This is a genomic window from Streptomyces sp. NPDC005925 (assembly GCF_040638805.1).
GTDB lineage: Bacteria > Actinomycetota > Actinomycetes > Streptomycetales > Streptomycetaceae > Streptomyces.
This window is the reverse complement of record NZ_JBEXVL010000001.1, coordinates 87378-108336: the sequence shown is the minus strand read 5'-3', so window position 1 is coordinate 108336 and position 20959 is coordinate 87378. Positions and strand designations below refer to the sequence as shown.

19 protein-coding genes are annotated in these 20959 nt (G+C 72.2%); 15 read left to right on the top strand and 4 right to left on the bottom strand.

The window, feature by feature from the left end; translation table 11 throughout:
- Positions 1-272: 272 nt before the first annotated feature.
- A complete protein-coding gene (locus ABZ354_RS00470; protein WP_358651379.1) occupies positions 273-938 on the top strand; it encodes a ScbR family autoregulator-binding transcription factor in 666 nt (221 codons plus the stop codon).
- 39 nt (positions 939-977) lie between these two features.
- On the opposite strand, the gene ABZ354_RS00465 is transcribed toward ABZ354_RS00470, so the two are convergent.
- Entirely contained in the window at positions 978-4262 is a 3285-nt protein-coding gene (locus ABZ354_RS00465; protein ID WP_358651377.1) for a BTAD domain-containing putative transcriptional regulator, read from the bottom strand.
- Between the two features lie 194 nt (positions 4263-4456).
- Between ABZ354_RS00465 and ABZ354_RS00460 the strand changes: the two genes are divergently transcribed.
- The 4 genes from ABZ354_RS00460 to ABZ354_RS00445 all read left to right on the top strand — a co-directional run bounded on the left by ABZ354_RS00460 (position 4457) and on the right by ABZ354_RS00445 (position 8808).
- Positions 4457-5008: an SDR family oxidoreductase gene (locus ABZ354_RS00460; RefSeq protein WP_358651375.1), complete on the top strand. Its 552-nt coding sequence runs from the start codon at positions 4457-4459 to the stop codon at positions 5006-5008.
- Positions 5009-5124: 116 nt separating this feature from the next.
- Positions 5125-6369: an MFS transporter gene (locus tag ABZ354_RS00455; protein WP_358651373.1), complete on the top strand. Its 1245-nt coding sequence runs from the start codon at positions 5125-5127 to the stop codon at positions 6367-6369.
- Positions 6370-6919: 550 nt separating this feature from the next.
- Positions 6920-8107 carry a transposase gene (locus ABZ354_RS00450; protein WP_358651371.1) on the top strand — a complete coding sequence of 396 codons (1188 nt, stop codon included), beginning with the start codon at positions 6920-6922 and terminating at the stop codon, positions 8105-8107.
- A 35-nt stretch (positions 8108-8142) separates the two neighbouring features.
- Positions 8143-8808: a response regulator transcription factor gene (locus tag ABZ354_RS00445; protein WP_358651369.1), complete on the top strand. Its 666-nt coding sequence runs from the start codon at positions 8143-8145 to the stop codon at positions 8806-8808.
- Between the two features lie 125 nt (positions 8809-8933).
- On the opposite strand, the gene ABZ354_RS00440 is transcribed toward ABZ354_RS00445, so the two are convergent.
- Positions 8934-9686, bottom strand: coding sequence for an arylmalonate decarboxylase (locus tag ABZ354_RS00440; RefSeq protein ID WP_358651367.1), 753 nt, complete (start codon positions 9684-9686; stop codon positions 8934-8936).
- Positions 9687-9922: 236 nt separating this feature from the next.
- On the opposite strand from ABZ354_RS00440, the gene ABZ354_RS00435 reads away from it, so the two are divergent.
- From ABZ354_RS00435 to ABZ354_RS00390, 10 genes are all read left to right on the top strand, one after another.
- Positions 9923-11074: an isopropylmalate synthase gene (locus ABZ354_RS00435; protein WP_358651365.1), complete on the top strand. Its 1152-nt coding sequence runs from the start codon at positions 9923-9925 to the stop codon at positions 11072-11074.
- A 54-nt stretch (positions 11075-11128) separates the two neighbouring features.
- Positions 11129-11314 carry a lysine biosynthesis protein LysW gene (locus ABZ354_RS00430; protein WP_358651363.1) on the top strand — a complete coding sequence of 62 codons (186 nt, stop codon included), beginning with the start codon at positions 11129-11131 and terminating at the stop codon, positions 11312-11314.
- A gap of 1 nt (position 11315) precedes the next feature.
- Positions 11316-12167 carry a RimK family alpha-L-glutamate ligase gene (locus ABZ354_RS00425; protein ID WP_358651361.1) on the top strand — a complete coding sequence of 284 codons (852 nt, stop codon included), beginning with the start codon at positions 11316-11318 and terminating at the stop codon, positions 12165-12167.
- Entirely contained in the window at positions 12164-13219 is a 1056-nt protein-coding gene (argC, locus tag ABZ354_RS00420; RefSeq protein WP_358651359.1) for an N-acetyl-gamma-glutamyl-phosphate reductase, read from the top strand. The genes ABZ354_RS00425 and argC overlap by 4 nt, the downstream gene beginning before the upstream one ends.
- A complete protein-coding gene (locus ABZ354_RS00415; RefSeq protein WP_358651357.1) occupies positions 13216-14019 on the top strand; it encodes an acetylglutamate kinase in 804 nt (267 codons plus the stop codon). Before argC ends, ABZ354_RS00415 begins: the two co-directional genes overlap by 4 nt.
- 11 nt (positions 14020-14030) lie before the next feature.
- Positions 14031-14594, top strand: coding sequence for a gamma-glutamyl-gamma-aminobutyrate hydrolase family protein (locus ABZ354_RS00410; protein WP_358651355.1), 564 nt, complete (start codon positions 14031-14033; stop codon positions 14592-14594).
- Positions 14595-14660: 66 nt separating this feature from the next.
- Positions 14661-15779, top strand: coding sequence for a Glu/Leu/Phe/Val dehydrogenase dimerization domain-containing protein (locus ABZ354_RS00405; RefSeq protein ID WP_358651353.1), 1119 nt, complete (start codon positions 14661-14663; stop codon positions 15777-15779).
- Positions 15776-17488: an AMP-binding protein gene (locus ABZ354_RS00400; protein WP_358651351.1), complete on the top strand. Its 1713-nt coding sequence runs from the start codon at positions 15776-15778 to the stop codon at positions 17486-17488. Before ABZ354_RS00405 ends, ABZ354_RS00400 begins: the two co-directional genes overlap by 4 nt.
- 39 nt (positions 17489-17527) lie before the next feature.
- Positions 17528-18820: a pyridoxal phosphate-dependent aminotransferase gene (locus ABZ354_RS00395; protein ID WP_358651349.1), complete on the top strand. Its 1293-nt coding sequence runs from the start codon at positions 17528-17530 to the stop codon at positions 18818-18820.
- Positions 18821-18895: 75 nt separating this feature from the next.
- Entirely contained in the window at positions 18896-19798 is a 903-nt protein-coding gene (locus tag ABZ354_RS00390; RefSeq protein WP_358651347.1) for a fumarylacetoacetate (FAA) hydrolase, read from the top strand.
- 98 nt (positions 19799-19896) lie between these two features.
- Here ABZ354_RS00390 and ABZ354_RS00385 read toward each other — a convergent pair whose 3' ends face one another.
- Together ABZ354_RS00385 and ABZ354_RS00380 are read right to left on the bottom strand one after the other, a co-directional pair.
- Entirely contained in the window at positions 19897-20067 is a 171-nt protein-coding gene (locus ABZ354_RS00385; RefSeq protein WP_358651345.1) for a hydrophobic protein, read from the bottom strand.
- A 43-nt stretch (positions 20068-20110) separates the two neighbouring features.
- Complete coding sequence (locus ABZ354_RS00380) at positions 20111-20941, bottom strand: class I SAM-dependent methyltransferase (RefSeq protein ID WP_358651343.1); 831 nt, start codon at positions 20939-20941, stop codon at positions 20111-20113.
- Between the last annotated feature and the right edge of the window lie 18 nt (positions 20942-20959).

Here is a 20959-nt window from a genome sequence, read left to right as displayed (position 1 = left end):
AAGGGCCAACCGCGTACCGGAAACACGCCCATCAAAGCCACCAAACGCCCCGCACCGACCCTTCGGCTTTTCGCCAGCCTCCAGTAGGATTCCGTCGTGACGGTATGTGTGCGGCCCTCCGTGGCGAGGGCTTCCGCCGCGGCGGCACGGTGCGCCGGCTGCCCAGCCCCGGTCCGCCGGAAGCCGGCCCGGCCTCCGGGCCCCGCTCCTCGTGGCGCTGCCCTCCCTTCGAGCAGGCTCCTTCACAGACGCGAAAGTGGATCACCATGGGAATGCCCCATGAAGTCTTCGGCCCCCCGTACCCGTCGTCGGGTTCCCGGGAGTTGAAGCAGGAGCGAGCAGTCCAGACGAGGGAGCGCATACTCGGCGCGGCCGGCAGGGCGTTCGCCGCCAAGGGCTATCCCGCGGTGACGATCCTCGACGTGGCCCAGGGCGCCGGCATGACCAAGGGCGCCGTCTACTTCCACTACGAGAACAAGGACGCCCTCGCCCTCGCGGTGACCGACGTCTTCTACCGCAGGATCACGCAACTGGCGCAAGCCGTGGAGGAGTTGGCGCTGCCGCCGCTGTGTTCCGTCGCCGAACTCCTGCTGCGCTCGGCGACCGCGTTCCGTGAGGAGACGGTGATCCAGGCCGGAGCGCGGCTGCAACTGGAACGCCAGGTGATCGGCGTCCAGCTCCCGCTGCCCTTCGAGTCGTACACCAAGGTCATCACCACCTGGCTGACGCAGGGGCGTGACGTCCTCGCCCACCAGGACATCAGATCGCCCGAGACGCTCGCCACCGTCCTGGTGTCCGCCTTTTTCGGCGCGCAGCACATCTCCTGGGTGCTCAGTGACCGGGCCGACCTGATGGAGCGCACCAACGCCCTGATCAGGGCCATCATTCCCTCGGCCGAGAGAGACATCCGGCTGTGCCCGTCCGCCTCAGCCGGCTAGACCAGCAGCGCGGGGCGCCGTCGCAGAACCGAAGCCGCCCTACGAACCGTCGAGCACCGTGCGCGCCTGCCGGACCGCTTCCTCCGCCGCTGTCCGGGCGCCGCGCTCGAACTCCTCCTTGAAGGCCGGTCCGCCCAGTACCGCTTCGGCCGCCGCGGTGATCCGGTCGACGTCACCGCGCTCGGCCGGCGGCAGCGGGGCTCCCACGCCCCGGCGCGCCGCGTCCGCCGCGCCGAGCAGCAGAGCGGCGCGAGCCGCACCCCTCCCGGTCCGTCGCAGGGCCGCCGCACCGGCGAGGCCCTCCAGGGACAGCGCGAGCGCACGCGGCTCACCCAGGGAACGGGCGACGGCCAGGCCGTCGAGGTGATGGCACGCGGACGCGTCCGGGTCGCCGCGGAGTTCGGCGATGAAGCCGAGCTCGGCCAGCAGCAAGTGGTCGCCCGCCTCCGAGGACATCCCGGCGTAGCCGTCGCGGAGACGCAGCAGGTGCGCCTCCGCCGCGTCCAGGTCACCGGCGCGGCGGGCGCCGAGGGCCAAGCCCATTTCCGCGTGGATCTCGCCGTACTTGTAGCCCTGTTCGGCGGCGATACGACGCGCCTGCTCGTGCAGGTCACGGCCGCGGTCCCAGTCGTGGGCGAGCAGGGCGAGCCGGCCGAGTCCGGAGAGCCGGGCCGCCACCTCCGCCGGAAGGCCCAGCTCCCGCGCCATGCACAGTCCTTCGTGCTGCAGGCGGGCCGCCTCCTCGTACTCACCCCTGATCTCGGCGAGCGCGGCGAGCGGCGAGACCGTCTGCAGTTCACCCCAGCGGTCGCCCAGTTCACCGAAGAGGGCGGCGCTGCGCCGCCCGTCCCGGCCGAGCGCGTCGAGGTCGCCCCGGACCAGCGCGAGCGTCGCGCGCAGGCCGAGCGCCGCGGCGGTCCCCCACTGCTCGCCCGCCGTGGCGAACAGGGCGAGGGCCCGCGTGTTCAGCTCCTCCGCCCGGTCGGCCTCACCGGTGCTGAACAGGCCGTAGGCGCACAGCCACAGGGCGCGGGCGCGGCGTACGGCGTCGGGCACGGCGTCGGCGTCGGCGAGGGCGGCGGCCGCCGCGTGGTCGCCGGTGAGGAAGGCGAACGCGGCGTTCAGAAGGGCGAGTTCGGGACCCGCCCCGCAGGACGGCGGCGTGACGGCGACGACGGCGGAAAGGCTGCGGCGGGCCTCGCTGAGGCGGCCCCGCAGCAGCCACCACCACGACAGCGCGCCGGCCAGCCGGACGGCCTCGTGGGCCCGGCCGGCGGCGGCACGGCGTACCGCCTCGTCGAGCGCCATGCGCAGGTTGCCGGCCTCGGCGTCCAGGAGGGTGAGCCAGGCACGCTGGTCCGGGCCGCGCAGCCGTTCCTCGGCCCGCTCGGCCAGCGCGAGGTAGTGACGCAGGTGGCGGTCGCGTACGGCGGTCAGGTCCTGCATCTCGTGCAGCCGGTCCGTCGCGTACGCGGCGACCGACTCCAGCAGCCGGTAGCGGGGACCCGTCGGCCCGTTCACGACGACGACGAGGGACCGGTCGACGAGCCGCGTCACCAGGTCCAGCACCTCGTCCCGGGCCACGCCGTCGCCCGCGCACACCGCTTCGGCGGCGGCGAGGTCGCAGCCGTCACTGTGCGCGGCCAGCCGGCGCAGGACGATGCGTTCGGGTGCGCTGAGCAGTTCCCAGCTCCAGTCGATCATGGCGCGCAGGGTCTGCTGCCGGGCCGGTGCGCCCCGCTGCCCGGCGGTCAGCACCCGGAACCGGTCTCCCAGTCTGGCCGCCAGCTCCTTCACACCCAGGGCGCGCACCCGGGTGGCGGCGAGCTCCAGGGCGAGCGGGATGCCGTCCAGGCGACGGCAGATCTCGGCCACGGCGTCCCGTACGGCGGCGTCCGGCGGGTGCGTGTCCGAGGCGAAGCCGGGTGCGGAGGCGGAGGCACGCTCCAGGAACAGCCGTACGGCATCCGCCGTCTCGAGGGGCTCCACCAGGAAGACGACCTCGCCCGCCAGCCCCGCGGGTTCCTGACTCGTGGCCAGCACCCGCAGCCCGGGCGCGGTGCGCAGGAGCAGTTCGGCGAGCTCCGCGGCGGCCTCGATGACGTGCTCGCAGTTGTCCAGTACGAGGAGGGCGCGGCGGTCGCGCAGGGCGGCGGCCAGACGGTGCGCGGGGGAGGCGGCCGCAGTCGGCGAGCCGGTACCCGGCAGGGCGGACGGGGCGTCGTCGCGGATGCCGAGCGCCGCGGCGACGACCTGCGCCAGGTCGGCGCAGGAGGCGGCGGCCCGCACGCCGGCGAACTCCACGAGCCAGACGCCGTCGGGGGGTTCGTCCACCGGGGTGGCGGCCGCCGCCAGGGCGAGGCGGGTCTTTCCGACCCCGCCGGGACCGGTGAGCGTCACCAGGCGGGCCGTGCCCAGAAGCCCGGCGAGGCGGGCGAGCGTCTCCTCCCGGCCGATGAGGGGGGTGAGCGGGACGGGCAGGTTCGGGTGGAAGGCCCCCGCCGGGGGCCCGGTGGGTGGACGGACCGTGGACGCGGCCGGGCGGCGGATGGGCTCGGGGGCCGGTCGGGCCGGTGGCGGGGAAGCGGGTATCAGGCTCGGGTCCTGGCGGAGCACCGCCTGGTGCAGGGCGGCGAGCGCGGGACTGGGGTCGACCCCGAGATCCCCGGCAAGGCGGGACCGCAGGTCTTCGTACGAGGCGAGGGCCTCGCTCTGGCGGCCCGCCAGGTAGAGCGCCCGTATCTGGAGGGCGCGCAGGCGCTCCCGCAGCGGGTGCTGCGCCACGAGGTCCGTCAACTCGGCGCCGAGCAGCATCTGGTCACCCGCCTCGAGGCGGGCCCCGATCTGCTCCTCCACGACCGTGAGCCGCTCCTCCGCCAGGCGTTGCACGGCCGGCCGTACGAATTCCTCGTCCGCGAAGTCCGCGTAGGCGGGGCCGCGCCACAGATCGAGGGCCTCGGTGAGCAGCGCGGCCCGTGCCCGCGCGTCGGGGAGGGGGCGGGCCTCGGCCACGAGGGCGCGGAACCGGTCGGCGTCCACCTCGTCCACGGCCGGATCGAGCAGCAGCCGGTAACCCGGTGCCTGGCGCACCACGCGGTCCCGGCCGAGCACCCTGCGCAGCTGGGACACCTTGGCCTGGAGGGCGCCCGCCGGTTTTCCGGGCAACTCCTCGCCCCACAGATCGTGGACGAGCCGGTCCACGGAGACGGGACGCCCCTCGTGCGCGAGCAGATCCGCGAGCAGTGCCCGGACCTTGAACTCGGGGACTCGGACCGCCTCCCCCTGCTCCCACACCACGAGTGGCCCGAGCACCCCAAACCGCATGTCAACAACCGTACAGGTCCGCGCCCCACGCACCGCGCCCCGCACCCGGGCCCCGGCGTACGGATCGTCAGGCGCCCCGGGCGTCAGTGGTTCGTCAGCCGATCCGAAGTCTCTCCGAAGGGCCCGCCCGCACAGTGTTAACCAGCGGGTGACGCGGCATGCCCGGCAGCAGGACCGTCGGGAGGACGTCAGGTATGACCCGGTACGCGGGCATGAAGGCCATGGTCGTCGGCCAGGCCACCGGCATCGGTCTGGCCATCGCCAAGCGCCTCGTGGAGGGCGGCGCGGAGGTGCTGCTGGCCGTGCGCACCGCGCAGGAACGGGCGGACGCGAGCGCCGAACTGGGCTCCGCCGCCCGCGTCGTCACCCTGACCGGCGCCGAGCCCGACATGGAGTCCGACGTGGGGTCCGACGGCGTCGACTTCGTGTTCGCCGACGCCGTGCCCACCACGCGCCCGCTGCTGCCCCGCGTCAGGAGTGGGGGAGCGGTCGTGCTCACCTCCGCCGTCCCTTCCCCGGCGGCCCTGCGGGCACTCGCCGCGGAGCTCGCGTCCCGCGGCATTCGCGTCAACGCGGTGGCCCCCGGCTGCATCGAGGCGCCGAGCGGCGGTGCCGCGGCACTGCCACCTCTGGGCCGTCTGGGTTCGGCCGAGGAGGTGGCACGCGCCGCGCTCTTCCTGGCCACGGAGGCGACGTTCACGACGGGCGCCCGCCTCCCGGTCGACGGCGGCCTCGACCGGCCGTGACCCGCAGGCCCGGCCCCGCCGAAGTCCCCGTACCTCCTGCCACTTCCCACCGACCCCCCGCACCTCCCCGGTGCGGCCGAACGCACCGTCCCCCAGGAAAACCGGAGTCGAATGACATGACCAGTTCACCCGATACCGCGGCCGTACCAGGCGAGGAGTCCCGCGACGCGACACCCGCGAAGGACGCGGGCGAACAGCAGAAACTCCCGCTGTTCGCCCTGCTGGCCCTCGCCGTCGCCGTCTTCATCACCAGCCTCACCGAGACCCTCCCCGCGGGTCTGCTCCCGGCCATGAGCGACGACCTCCACGTGAGCGAGTCGGCGACCGGGCAGACCGTGACCATCTACGCCCTGGGCACCGCCCTGACCGCGATCCCGCTGACCGCGGCCACGGCCGCGTGGCGGCGCAAGCGGCTGCTGCTGGTCGCCATGGCGGGCTTCGCCCTGGCCAACACCGTCACCGCCGTGTCCTCCCACTACGGGCTGACGATGGTGGCGCGGTTCGTCGCCGGTGTCGCCGCCGGCCTGGCCTGGGCCCTGCTCGCCGGATACGCGCGTCGCATGGCCCCCGTCCACCTGCAGGGCAAGGCGATCGCCATCGCCATGGCGGGTATCCCGGTGGCGCTCTCCCTCGGTGTGCCCGCCGGAACCTTCCTCGGCGAGACGGTCGGCTGGCGCGTGGCGTTCCTGAGCATGACGGTGCTCACGGTGATCCTCCTGGCGTGGATCGGCGTGGCCGTGCCGGACTACCCGGGGCAGGCGGGCGGCGAGCGGCCGAAGATGCTGCGGGCGCTGAAGGTCCCGGGCGTGACCCCGGTCCTGTTCGTCACCCTCGTCTTCGTCCTGGCCCACACGATCCTGTACGCGTACGTCGCGACGTTCCTGGAAGACCTGGACATGGGAGACAGCACCGACCTGCTGCTGCTCGTGTTCGGCGTCGCCTCGCTGCTGAGCATCTGGATCGTGGGCGCGCAGATCCACCACCGCCTGCGCTCCCTCAGCATCGCGAGTGTCCTGCTGGTCGGGCTCGCCGCGGCGCTGCTGGCCGTGCTCGCCGACAACACCGCCCTGGTGTACATCGCCGCCTTCCTGTGGGGCCTGGGCTGGGGCGGCGTGCCCACCCTCCTGCAGACCGCGGCGGGTGACGCGGGCGGCGACTCGGCGGCCGATGCGGCCCAGGCGATGCTCGTCACCCTGTGGAACGTCGCCATGGCGGCCGCCGGCGTCATCGGCGGTGTCCTGCTCGACACGACCGGCAGCGACTCGTTCCCCTGGACCATGCTGCTCCTGCTGCTGCCGGTGCTCGTGGTCGTCGTCGTGTCCCGCAACCACGGTTTCCCCGCCAAGCGGCTCGTCTCCTGAGGCGGCGCGTCGCGCGCGGCGACACCACCTGCTCCCGAACGCCCCTAGCGACGGCGCGTTCGGGAGCCGGCGGTTGCCCCCTCCGCGTCACGACCGGTCACCGAAACCCGTCACCCCGGCCCTTCGGGGCCTCTTGTCTTTCCCGCCCCGCCGGTCGCGTCGGAGCCGCCGGTCCCGTATGCACCATTGGTACCGCCGGTCCCGCCCGCGCCCATTGGTACCGCCGGTCCCGCCCGCACCATAGGTACCGCCGGTCCCGCCCGCATCGCCCATCCCGTCGGCGCCGCCTGTCTCACGCACCTCCGCACCCGCAACCACACCCGCTTTCCCTTCCGGTACCGGGCCTACTGCTTTTTTCGCGCCATGCAGCCGACCGGTCCGACAACGTCGGCGCTGGTCAGTCTGCGAAGTGGCGAAGTCGACGCGCCACCCGTGAAATTTTCCTTCGAGACGGTATTTTTATGTGATGGTCGGTGCGCCGCATTCCTTCTGGGGAGCGGGCTATGTGTTGCGAGAGGGCGTGACTTCCATGTCGTCAAGCGGGTTACCCATGGCCACGGAGTGCGGCGAGGCGTATCTGCAGACGTTCCTCGATGAGATCTTCACGCCGCTCCACCGGGCCGAACAACGCCGTTGGGCGCGGGCGTACCTGCGCGGTCTCCTGCGGTCCACCGGGAAGAAGACGCTGCGACGGATCGCGCGCACCGAGTCACTCCCCCCGACTGCCGCACAGGGCCTGCACCAGTTCATCAACGCCAGCCCGTGGGCCTGGGAACCCGTCCGCCGCCGGCTCGCCCTCGGGATCGCCGCGAACACGACGCCGTACGCCTGGACCGTCGCCGAACTCGTCATACCCAAGCGCGGCGAGCACTCGGTGGGCGTGCACCGCCAGATCGACACCGCGACCGGATGCACCGTCAACGGCCAGCGCGCCGTGGGCCTCTTCCTCGCCGCCGACACCCGCTGTTTCCCCGTGGCCTGGAGCCTCGTCCTGGACGACGGCTGGGCCCAGGACCGGCGGCGAAGATCCCGGGCGCGCATACCGGAGGAGGAGACCGCGCGGTCCGTGCGCGCCTACGTTCTCGACCATGCCGCCGCCGTCGTCGAGCAGCCCCGCCTCCCCGGACTGCCCTGGGTGCTCGACCTCACCCGGTGTCAGGACGCGAACGGGGTGCTGAGCGGGCTCGCCCGGCACCGGCTGCACACGGTGTGCGAGGTCGCGCCGACCCAGACCGTGCTGGTGGGACGTGCCGTGACACCGACCCGCGTCGGCGAACTGATGGAGGTCCGGCGCTCCCGGCAGCCCCGAGTGATCGCGTGCCAGACGACGGACGGACCCGCCAGGGCCGTACCCGTCTACGCCTACGCCGGGACGATCCGGCTGCCGCGGCGGCGCGGCGCCGGCAGGCCCGACACCTCCTCCCGCACCACCTACCACGTGCTGAAATGCCCCTCGCCGGACCGGCACCGGCCGGCCCGGTACTGGATCACCAGCCTCATCGACCGGAGCGTGGAGGAGGTCATGGCGCTGGTGCGCGGGCAGGCCGCCGCCCGGACGGCCCTCGTCGCCCTGCGTGAACGGTTCGGAGTGCTCGACTTCGAGGGCCGGTCGTTCCCCGGCTGGCACCACCACATGACCATGGCCTCCGCGGCATACGCCTTCCAGTATCTGTGGGCCGACCCCGGCTCCGGTCACACGGCTGCGCCCACCCGGCCGCCGTTCGAAGCCGTGAGCTGACGGGACGAGATGCTGACGAGGAAGGGCCTGGCCGCGTGAGACACGTACTCGTGGTGGAACCGGACGACTCCACCGCCCAATCCATCGTGCGCGATCTGCGCCGGCAGGGTTACGCCGCCCGCAGCATCGACACCGGGGGTCTGACCCTGCGGATGTACCGGGACGCCGACCTGGTGCTGCTGTGCCTGGAACTGCCCGACATCGACGGTCTCGAGGTCTGTCAGTCGCTGCGCGCACAGAGCGACATCCCCGTGATCGCCTTCACCCACCTCGACGAGGAACTGGAACGGGTACTGGCCCTCAAGGCGGGCGCCGACGACTGCGTCGCGAAAACCTGGGGATTCCGGGAGATAGGCGCCCGCATCGAGGCGGTACTGCGACGCGCGGCTCCCAAATCCGCCCCGTCGGGCACCATTTCCCTCCAGTCGCTCCATATTGATCCGCGTACCCGGGAGGTGCGGCTGCGCGACCGGCTCATCGAGGTCACCTCGAAGGAATTCGAATTGCTGCACACGCTGGCCGCCAACTCCCACACCGTGGTGACGCGACAAGAGCTGATGGCCAAGGTGTGGGGCAGCACCTGGTCCAAGACGAGCCGCACCATCGATACGCATGTGAGCAGCCTGCGGGCGAAACTCGGTTCCGGCGGATGGATCATCACCGTGCGCGGAGTCGGCTATCGCATGGGCCATGTGAGCTGAGTAACGCCGACGAGAAACGCGACGAAGAGAGAAAGTGAAGCGCGCGAAAGGACGCGAAGAGGCGCGGAGGGCCCCGGGACACGCACGATTGCCGTGCGCGTCCCGGGGCCCGAAGGCCCTTCGTGTCAGGCCGCCCGGTTCTCCATGTCCCGCAGCAGCCCGTGGGCGCCCTCCGCGGAGGCCTTCGTCGCGCGGCGCGCCCACCAGGCGGACGCCAGGTTCGAGGACAGCAGTGTGCGGCCGGGGCACTCCCGCGCGAGCCGCGTGAGGGCGGCCAGGGTGCCCATGCCCGTGCCGGTGAACAGCAGTGCCGAGTCGTCCGGGACGCGGCGGTCCCGTATTCGCTCGAAGATCGTCCGGGTGGTGACCCGGTACGGGTCGAAGTGGTCGTGGCCGTCGCGGTCGCGGCCCGCCGGGACGAGAACGACGTCGTCGACCGCCAGGCCGGCCTGCTCCCAGAAAGCGCGCGAGGTGTCGCTGAGCCACGGCTGGTAGGGCGAGACGAGGGTCAGACGGGTCACGCCGAGCGCCTCGCACGCGTCGAGGATGGCCTGCGTCGAGGACCGCACGGGGAAGCCGACGCGACCCGACAACTCCTCGCACAGCGCGCGGTCCCCGTCGGGATTCAGCAGGTAGTGCGAGGCGCTGCACGCCACCACGGCCGCGTCCAGGCGCATGGAGCCGAAAGCGCGGAGCGTGTCGGGAAGTACGCGGTTGTACGTCTCGAGCATGCTCCGCAGGTCCATTCCGGGCGTCAGCGGAAAACGCGCCGTGTATACGTTCATTCCGGCGCCGAGGACATGATGGAACTCCGGTTCCGCCGTGGGGTTCTCCGGTGGGACGACGACTCCGAGCCTGGGCTGTGAGAAAAGGTCCATGGCCGCACCGTAGGGCGTTCGGCCGGAGAGCGGCAGACGCGGCGGCGGGAAATGACACCGGACGGACACCGGCTTTGCACCGCCTGTCGCTCCTTACATTCCTTGACACTTCCGGACGGAGCCCTGACTCCAGCACCCCTGTCGCATCCCCGGCTCTCGAGGAAATGTAAGGGCCATCGCTCGACGAACCCTCGAATCCCGTTTCACCTCCCCGCGGAAAGAAGGACTGAAGGCCCATGGCAGCAACGGCAGGCTTACCCGGCACACCGAATCCGCCCCGCATATCCGATGCGACACTGCGGGATTCCGCGCACATGGCCGGCGTCGAGTTCGGCCCCCAGCATGCCGCGGTCATCGCCGGTCTGCTGGTGAAGACCGGCGTCGAACTGGTCGAGGTGGGCATGGTCTCCGGACCGGACTCCAAGGACGCCGACCTCGTCCTCGCCACCCACGAGGCCGTCGGCCCCGAACGCAGCATGACGCTCGTCGTGGTGCGCGACCGCCAGCAGGTGGCGAAGGCCCTCGACGAGGCTGAACGGCTCGGCGTGCGGCACATCATGTACTCCATCCCCACCTCCGAGGCGCACGCCAGACTGAAACTGGGCACGCCGAGCCCCAAGCTCCTGCAGACCCTCGCGCGTTCGGCGATCACGCAGGCCAAGGAGCGCGGCTTCCACGTCACCTTCAGCGGCGAGGACGCCGCCCGCACTCCGAAGGAACGCCTCGTCCCCTACGTCACCTCCGGGTTCGAGGCCGGTGCCGACCGGTTCCGGCTCGCCGAGACCGTCGCGTATCTCTCGCCGTGGCAGATGGAGGAGGTGATCGGCGACCTCACCGCCATCGACGGCTCCGAGATCGAGATCCACTCCCACAACATGCTGGGCATGGCCGTCGCCAACTCGCTCGCCGCCGTCCGCGCCGGAGCGCGCTGGATCTCGGCCACCGTCGGCGGCATCGGCGAACGCGGCGGCAACGCCCCGCTGGCCGAACTCCTCACGTCCCTGCGCGTCATCCACGGCGACACCCGCTTCGACCTGTCCCACCTCACCGAACTGTCGCGGGTCGCCCTCGAGGGCGCCGGCCTCGGCGAGGCCTTCCAGTCGGGCCCGACCACCCCGCACGCCTTCGCCTACGAACTGCCCGGCCAGCTCACCCACCCCGAGGCCTACGAGACGCTGCCCGCCGAACTGGTCGGCAACGCGCGCGAGCTGCGGGTGCGCACCCGCCTCACCCCCGCCCTCGTGAAGTGGGCGCTCGACGGCTCGGGCCTCGACGTCGACGTCGACGCCTTCACTCCCTGGCTCGTGGAACGCCAGGAGCGGGGCAGCAGGGCGCTGCTCGACCGGGACGCCATCCGCAAGGCCGCCGTCGACTTCCAGGCCGCCTGACTCCCGCCGTACGCCTCTCGCACACCCACTTCCGAACAGACACAGGAGTTACCCATGACCACAGCCACTCTCAACGGCGTCTGCCCCGAGTGCGAGACGGACCTGACCGTGCCGCCGATGGTGAAGGGCGAGACCCTTTCCTGCCCCGAGTGCATGCTCACCCTGCGCGTCGAGGACGTGCGCGAAGGCCAGTTGACCCTGCAGATGGTCGAAGTGCAGCTGCGCGACTGGGGTCAGTGACATGACCAAGTCGGTTGCCATCGTCGCGGACCGGATCAGCTGGGAGGAACGCGAGCTGATCCGGACCGCACCGGACCACGGCCTGAGGATCGACTGGGTCAACGACGAGTCCCTCTGCCTGGGCCACCCCGACGCCCCCTCCGTGCGGGACTTCGACGCGGTGCTGGTGCGCAGCCGCAGCTACACCCGCGGCGGACTGATCGCCAACCTCGCCGAGACGGCCGGGGTGCTCACCTTGAACACGGCCCGCGCGGTCCACCTGTGCGAGAACAAGGCGCTGCTGCGCACCGCACTGCGCACCGCGGGTGTCCCCGTGCCGGACTTCCGTCTCGTCCTGTCCCGCCGGGACTTCGAGAAGGCCCTGGACGAACTGGAGATGCCGCTCGTGCTCAAGCCCGTCTTCGGCGGCATGGGCAAGCGCGTCACCCTGCTGCGCGACACCGACCTCGCCCAGTCCGTGTACGACTACGTCGAGGACCTCGGGCACGCCTTCGAGCAGGCCTGCCTCGTGGAGCCGTACCTCGGCGGCGGCACCTCCGTGCGGTGCCTCGTCGTCGGGGAGGAACTGGTCGGCGCCGCAGAGTTCGTCAGCGGTGGCACCGACTGGCGCAACAACGCCGCCCTCGGCAACACCAGCCGCGCCGCGGCCCACGACCCCGACGTGGTGAAGATCGTCGGCGGTGTGGTCGCCGAACTCGGTCCCGGCATCTACGGGGTGGACCTGTTCCGCACCGACGACGGCTACGTCGTCAACGAGGTCAATCACGCTCCCGGCTTCCGGGGCGTCGCCACGGCCACCGGCGTGGACGCCGCGTCGGCCGTCGCCCGGTACGTGCGGGAGCTGGTCGCATGATCCGCGCAGGAGTCGTCGGCGCCTCCGGGATAGCCGGCGGCGAACTCATCAGACTCATCACCCAGCACCCCGACATGGAGCTGACCTTCCTGGGCGGCTCCTCCCACATCGGCCGCCGCCCGGCCGAGCTGCACCCGGGCCTGCGCCTCGACCTGGGCCTGACCGTGGAACCGGTCACCGAGGACGTCGCCGACCGGGTCGACGTCCTCTACCTGGCCACCCCCGCACCCGTCTCCGCGGACCTGGCGGCCCTGCTCGCCGACCGGGGTCCCGTCCTCGTCGACCTCAGCGGCGCCTTCCGCATCCGCACCCCCGAGCTGCACGACCGCTGGTACCCCAAGGTCGAGCGGCGCCCCGACCTCGCGGACCGCTTCGTGTACGGCGTTCCGGAACTGATCCGCGAGCAGCTCACCGACGCCGCACTGATCTCCCTGCCCGGCTGCTACGCCACCGCCATCACCCTCGGCCTGGCACCGCTGACCCTCGGGCTCGGCCTGAACCTGCACACGGTCGTGGTCGACGGCAAGAGCGGCTCCAGCGGGGGCGGCCTGCAGCTGCGCACCGCCGACCTGCACCCGTTCCGCAGCGGCGCGATCTCCCCGTACTCCCCCACGGGGCACCGGCACGCGGCCGAGGTCGGTGACTTCCTCGGCCGGAGCAAACCCGGCAGGGTGGGCTCGCTGACCATGTCCGCGTACGGCGTCTCACACGTCCGCGGGCTGATGACCAGCAGCTACGTGTTCACCGACGACGCGGTGGACCAGCGCGAACTGCAGCGTGCCTATGTGCGCTTCTACAAGGGGCACCGCTTCGTGCGGGTGCGGCGGCACACTGAGACGCTGATCCCGGTCCCCGATCCGCAGGCCGTCCTGGCTTCCAACTTCTGCGACGTGACGGTCCTGCACGACGCCGAAGGCGGCCGGATCGTCGTCCTCGCCGCCCTCGACAACATCGTCAAGGGCGCCGCCGGCCAGGCCCTGCAAGTCACCAACCTGCGGTTCGGGCTGCCCGAGGAGACCGGGCTGACGATGCAGCCGGTGATGCCCGCATGACCGCCCCGGCAGCGCGGTCCACGCCCACCGTCGTGAAACTGGGCGGCAGCTGCCTCGACGACCTCGACGGCACCTGGTGGGACGACCTGGCCCGGCACGGGCAGAGCAGCCCGCTCGTCCTCGTGCACGGCTGGTCCAAGCCCCTGAAACGGCTCAGGCCCCGCTACGGCGAGCCGGCGGCCATCCTGCGCGACCGGTACGGCAACCAGAGCCGCTGGACCACCCCGGAGGTCATCGCCGACATCAAGACCGTCAGCGCCCGGCTCGGCACGGAGGTCCTCGACCGGCTCCGGCAGCGCGGCATCACCGGGGAACGCGTCCTCGGCAGCGACGGCCTGGTGGGCGCCGGCGAGGCGGAACGCTGGTGGTGGCGGGAGAAGAAGCTCGTCGAACTGGACAACCTCGTCGGCCCCATCACCCACGTCGATCCCGCCCCGCTGAAGAATCTCCAGCCGGGCCACGCCTACCTGATCACCCCGCTCGCCCGGAACGCGGCGGGCCAGGAGGTCAACACCGACGCCGACCGGGCCGCAGCCGCCCTCGCCGGCGCCGTCGGGGCGGCCGACCTGGTCCTCGTCACCGACGTCGCCCACCTGCTGATCGACGGGGAGCCGGTCCGCCGGATCTCCGCCGACGCCGCCGCCTCCTTCCGGGACAACGGCGCCACCGGCGGCATGCGCAAGAAACTGCGGGCCGCCGGCGAGGCCCTGGACAGGGGCGTGGAGCGCGTCGTGATCGGCAGCGCGCCCGTCACCGACCTGCTCGCCGCCCGCACCGGCACCGTCATCACCCCGACCTGAGGAGCGAGCACGTGGCGCAATCCCGTGTGCTGATCGTCAACAACGGAACCCTGTCCCTGAAACAACTGCGGCGCCGCTTCGAGCACCTGGGCTCGCAGACCGACGTGGTCGACGCGGCGTCCGTACCCGCCCGGCTCGACGGCCGCCACCGGGCGATCGTCCTGAGCGGCACCAAGGTCAGGGCGTACGACCGCGACTACTACAAGCCCCTCGTCGACCTGGTGATGGGCAGTGACGTCCCCGTCTTCGGCATCTGCGGCGGCATGCAGATCCTCGCCGTCGCCGCCGGCGGCCGGCTTGCCGAGGGTCCGCAACGGGTCGGCGGCCACGAGGCGCAGGTCGACAAGGACGAGCCGCTGTTCACCTACGTCAAGCCGACCGTGACCGTCTTCCACCGCCACACCCTGTATCTCCAGCAGGCCCCCGCGGGGTTCCGCTCCATCGGCCGCTCCGAGCACGCGCCCGTGGAGTTCCTGCGCTCCGACGACGGCCGGATCCTCGGAGCGCAGGCTCATCTGGAGTTCCGCAGCGACGGCCTGGAGATCCTGCGAGGCTTCGCCCAGCTCTACCGGTGACGGCCCGTGGGCCGCACTTCGCCCCCTGTAACCCGACCCTGAACCTCACGTACTGAAGGACACGGCATGACTGATCAGGAAAACTCGCAGAAGCCGGCCCTCACCGTTCATCTGAACGGCAGCGGCGGCTCCCTCAAGGGCTGGGTCGTCGTCGACTCCCTGTACGACGGCCTGGGCATGGGCGGCGTGCGGATGACGCCGTCCGTCACCGAGGAGGAGGTGACCGGCCTCGCCCGTGACATGACGCAGAAGTTCACCCTCGCCGGACTGCGCATCGGCGGCGCGAAGGGCGGCATCGTCGCGGACGGCGGTGACCGCGACGAGACGTTCCGCACCTTCGGCCGCACGATCAAGCCGCTGCTGCACGGTGGCATCCACCTCGGCATAGACATGGGCGTCACCCCCGCCGACCGCGCCGTCTTCTTCGGCACGGCCGGCTACGACCCCCGCTACCGGCTGGGCGCGCCGGACATGCCGATCGACTGGCGCACGTACTACGAGCCGCTGATCGACTGCACCGGGTACGGCGTCGGTGTCGCGGCGGTCACCGCGCTGGAGGCGAACGGCCGCACCGAACCGGCCCGGGTCGTCGTGCAGGGCTTCGGCGCGGTGGGCCGGGCGGTCGCGCAGTTCCTCGAGGACCGCGGTCATGTGATCGTCGGCGTCGCCGACATCGACGGCACGATCAGCGCCGACCGCCTCCCGGTGGCCGACCTGGTCGCCGTCACCGACGAGTTCGGGCGGATCGACCGCGCCCGGCTGCCGCAGAGCGTCACCGTCTCCGACGAGTCGGACGCCTGGCTCGACGTCGACGCCGACCTGCTGATCCTCGCCGCGCAGAAGCACGCGCTGAACGACGACAATGCGCACCGGCTGCGCGCCTCCCTGGTGGTCGAGGGCGCGAACATCGCCTCCACCGCCCAGGCACGGGAGAAGATCCGCGCCTCCGGGTCCCTGCTGGTCCCGGGCGTCATCGCCAACATCGGCGGGGCCGGCTCGGCCGCCCTGGCCGTCACCCGTGTCGTCCCCTTCGAGCTGCCCGCGGACGCCCGCAAGGACTGGGTCTTCGACTGGGTCGCCGACTGCGTGCGCCGCAACACCCGCGACCTCATGGACATCGCCGCGGCACGCGCCGGCGACCCCCTGCCCGAGCTGCTCACGGTCCGGCACAAGGAGCGCGGATGACGACCACGGAACCCCACGGCACGCCGTCGCCGGCCGTGCCCGGGCACGACGCCCTGGCCGCCCTGCCCCCCGGTGAACGTGCCGCCGAGTACCGTCGGCGCGGCTGGTGGCGCGACGAGACGTTCCTCGACGATCTGCACCGGCAGGCACGCGAGCGGCCCCGCAAACTCGCCATCGCCGGACGCCGTGTCGCCGAGTCGCGCACCGACACGCTCGACTACGCGGAACTGAACCGGCTGACCGACCGGTTCGCGCTGGCGCTGCGCGAACTCGGCGTACGGCACGGGGACTTCGTCGCCGTGCAACTGCCCAACCGGTGGGAAATGGTGCCGCTGATCTTCGCGTGCATGCGGGTCGGCGCCGTCATCTGCCCCCTGTCGCCCGTCTGCCAGGAGGACGAGCTGCGCCACCGCCTGGGTCTCACCGAGGCCCGCGTGTGCGTCACGCTCCCCGAGTGGTCCGGCACCCCGCTGGCGGACATCGTCACGTCACTCAAGGACGAGCTCCCCACCCTGGAGCACGTCCTGGTCGTCGACGGGCCGGTGCCCACCGGGGCGCTCTCCTTCCACGAGCACTTCGTGTCCGTCGCGCGGGAGGAACGCCCCGGCGCCGGCCAGGACCTGGACGGCACGGCGCTCACCGCCGACGAGCCGTTCGTGGTGCTGTTCACCTCCGGCACCACCGGCGAGTCCAAGGGCGTCCTGCACAGTCCGAACACGGTCCACTCGGCGATCCGCGGGTACGTGGACGCGTTCGGCCTCGGCTCCGACTGGGTCGCCGCCGTGTCGACGCCGCTCATCCACTACTCCGGCTTCGCGCAGGGCGTCCTCGCGGGCGTGATGCTCGGCGGCACGGTGGCCTTCCAGGACGTCCGCAGGAACGAGGCGCTGCTCGACCTGGTGGAGCGCTACTCCGCCAACCTCCTGTACGGGCCGCCCGCCACGCTCGCCGACGTCGCCGCCTCGCAGCGGGCCGAGAAGCGGGACACCGGTTCGCTGCGGCACGTGGTGATCGGCTCCGCCCCGGTCCTCGCGCAGCTCGCGGACGAGGTCCACGACGCGCTGGGCGCCCGTTCCTACTCGCTGTGGGGCATGTCGGAGAACGGCCCCGTCACGATGACCCGCCCCGCGGATCCCGACGACTGGGCGGCGTCCAGCAACGGGCGGGCCATCGACGCCATGCAGACCCGCATCGACCCGACGGGCCGCGACGGCGAGGGCAACGTGGTGGGCCGGCTCAAGGTGCGGGGCGCGTCCCTGGCCCTCGGCTTCCACCGCCGCGAGGAGGCCTTCGCGGCGGACCTGTCCGAGGACCGCTGGTTCGACACGGGGGACCTGGCGCGGGACGACGGCCGCGGCGGCATCCGCATCGTCGGCCGGGCCCGTGACGCGATCGTCCGCGACGGTCTCGTGGCGCCCATGACGGAACTGGAGGCCGTCATCGGCAGCCACCCCGAGGCGGTCGAGGCCGCCCTCGTGGGGCTGCCGTCCGCCACGGACAGCGGTACGACCGTGATCTGCGCGGTGGTCGTCCCGAGCGCCGGGGCGACCCCGTCGCTCGAAGAGATACGCACCCACCTGACGGAGTCGGGTCAGGACCCCCGCTTCCTGCCGGACCGCCTGGAACTGCTGCCCGCCCTGCCCAAGACCCTCACCGGCAAGGTCCGCAAGGCACAACTGCGGCAAACGTACGCCGAGACGACCGGCTGACCCCCTCCCGTCCCCAGCCCACCCCTTTGGAGCCTGAACATGCCCGAACCCGCCCCGGTCTCCATGTCGGCGACCCTCGCCGCCGACGAGGCGATGGCCCGCCGACGGCTTGCCGGCGAGCAGGTCCTGTCGATGACCAGCGGAGAGATCGGCCTGCCCGCGCACCCCGCGCTGCGGGAGCGGCTCGCCGCCGCGGCGGACGACAACGCGTACGGCCCGGTGCCCGGCAGCGAGGCGCTGCGCGTGGCCGCCGCCGGCTACTGGGAACGGCGCGGTCTCGGCGTGGACCCGGGGCTCGTCGTGGCCGGTCCGGGCAGCAAGCCGCTGCTGTTCGCCCTGCTGCTGGCCATCGGCGGCGACGTGGTCGTGCCCGTGCCGAGCTGGGTGAGCTACGCGGCCCAGGCGAGGCTGGCCGGGGCGCACCCCGTCACCGTCCCGACCCTGCCAGGCGAGGGCGGGGTGCCGGACCCGGAGCGGCTGCGCGAGGCGGTCACCCTGGCGCGGGCCGCGGGACACAACCCCCGGGCCGTGGTGGTGACGGTGCCGGACAATCCCACCGGCACCGTCGCGTCGCGCGCCACGGTGCTCCGGCTGGCGGCGGCGGCCCGGGACCTCGACCTGGTCATCGTCTCCGACGAGATCTACTGCGACCTCGTCTACGACACCGCCGCACCCGCCGAGTCCCCGGCCCGGCACGCCCCGGAGCGCACCGTCGTCACCACGGGCCTCACCAAGAACCTCGCCCTCGGCGGCTGGCGCACCGGGGTGGCCCGGCTCCCGGACAGCGACATCGGACGGGCGCTGCACACCCGGCTGGTCTCCATCGCGAGCCAGATCTGGTCCAGCCCGACCGCACCGGTGCAGGCAGCCGCCGCCTACGCCTTCGCCGAGCCGCCGGAGATCACCGAGCACGTCGCGGTGAGCCGGAGGCTGCACGAGACGGTGGTGCGCGCGGTCGCCGACCGTTTCACCAGGGCCGGGGCCCGGCTGCACCCGGTCCGCGCGACCAGTTACCTCTACCCCGACTTCGAACCCCTGCGCACCCACCTGGCCCGCACCCACGGCGTGCACGGCGGCGACGACCTGGCCCGCCACCTCACCGACCGCCACGGCCTGGGTGTCCTCCCCGCGAGCGCTTTCGGCGAAGCGCCCCGCGCCCTGCGTATCCGGGCCGCCACCAGCAGGCTCTACGGCGACACCGAGGAGCAGCGCCGGGCCGCGCTGGCGGCGCCGGACCCCCTCGGACTGCCCTGGATCAAGGGGGCCGTCGACCGCATCGCCGACGTCCTGGCCGCCCTCACCGGCGAGGTGCGCCCGCCGTCCGCCCCGTGAGGACGATCCGTCCCGCCGGCCTGATCACCGAACCCCCTCTCGATCCGTTCCGTCTCGTACCGGAGGTTTCCCCGCATGTCTGATCCGCTGCTCTTCGAGGCCCTGTACCAGGGGCGCCGTCACGTCGGTTTCGGTCTTCCCGAGCACGGCGCGCCGCAGACGCTGTACCCGGTGGCCGACGGCCGGCTCGCGCAGGCGTTCATCGACACCGACGGCTCGGCGACCGCGCTGAAGGCCGCCCTCGCCGACGACGCCACGGCGCTCACCGTCGCCGCCGACGACCCCGAACTGCGGTTGCTGCCACCGCTGTTGCCCACGGCCACCGGAAAGGCGCTGCTCAGCGGTTTCATGGGCACGCACAAGAAGAAATGGGGCGGTCAGAGCGCGCCCGAGGGGGAATTCACGCCGCCCAAGTGGTTCTTCAAGGGGTTCGGCGAATGGATCCGGCTGCCCGGCGAAAGCCTGACCGTGCCGGCCGATCCGGTCGCCCTCATCGAGGAACCGGAAGTCGTCCTCGTCTACGTCAATGACGCCGAGGGAATGCCGCACTACGCCGGCTACACGTTCGGCAACGACCTGTGCGACATCGGCCTGCACCGCAAGGACCCCGGGTACAACCCGTACTGCAAGCTGTGCGACACCGCGGTCGCGCCCTGGCTCTTCCTCGGCGAACCGCCGACCTCCGTGAACGGCCGCGTCACCATCGAGCGGGACGGCGCGACCGCCTGGGAGGGCAACTTCGACTGCGGGGGCGACGCCCTGTACTTCCGGGTGCGGGACATGGTGCGGCACCTGTTCTCGTTCCCCGCGGTACGCCGGCCCCACCTGGTCAACTACGTGCTGCTCGGTGCTGACGAGGCCAGCTTCCACCAGGGGTTCTCCATCGCCGACGGGGACCGCATCCGCATCGACGTCAAGAGCCACGGCGTGGCCTTCGACAACGCGGTGCGGTACGTCACCCCCGCGCCGCTCGACTGACCCCCACCGTCCCGCCGCGCCCACGCCCGGCCGTGGGGACGGGGGCCGGCCCTGCAGGGCCGGCCCCCGGTCATCCGTTCACCATCGGCGCCGGCGGTTCACCACCGGTACCAGCGGCCCCTGCCTCCCGAGGCGGTGGTGCCACGCATGAGGAACCCCAGCAGCCACAGCACGAGCACCGCTATCGCGATCCACCAAAGGACCTTCACCGCGAATCCGACACTGAAAAGAATCACTGCCAGAAGCAGCACGAGAAGAAGTGGAATCATGATCTAGTACCTCCTGATCATCGGGTGTCCCCAAAACCGGGAGTCAGGCCTGTTTTCTGCCGAGAATCTCTCCGTGCAGAACGGCGAACCACCCGTCCTCCCGCGCTCCCCATTCCCGCCAGGATTCCGCGACGCGCCGCAACGCGTCCTCGTCGGCGTGCCCGCCCCCGACCGCCCGCGCCGCGTACGCCGGCGCCAGGGTGCGGTCGGCCCACAGGCCGCTCCACCACCGGCGCTCCTCGGGCGTCGCGAAGGTCCAGGTGCCGGAGGTGGCGACGACGTCCGTGACGCCGGTGAACCCGGCCCGCAGCGCCCAGGACCGCAGCCGCCGCCCCGCGTCGGGCTCCCCGCCGTTGGCGCGCGCGACCCGGCGGTACAGGTCGAGCCACCCGTCCAGCCCGGGAACCTCCGGATACCAGGTCATCGCCGCGTAGTCGGCGTCCCGCACCGCGACGTACCCGCCGGGTCTCGTCACCCGCCGCATCTCGCGCAGCGCCGCCACCGGGTCGCCGACGTGCTGGAGCACCTGGTGGGCGTGGACCACGCAGAACGTGTCGTCCGGATACTCCAGCGCGTGCACGTCCCCGACGGCGAAGTCGGCGTTCCCGAGGCCGCGCCCGGCGGCCGTGGCCCGCGCCCGCTCCAGGACCGCGGGCTCCCGGTCGAGGCCGGTGACGTGCCCGTCCGGGACCAGCGCCGCCAGATCTGCGGTGATCGTGCCCGGCCCGCAGCCGACGTCCAGGATCTTCATGTGGAGCCGGATCGAACCGAGCAGATACGCCGCCGAGTTGGCGGCGGTGCGCCAGGTGTGCGAACGCAGCACGGACTCGTGGTGCCCGTGCGTGTAGACGGCCGTCTCCCGTGCCTTCGGCATGTCGGTGCTCCTTCGGCG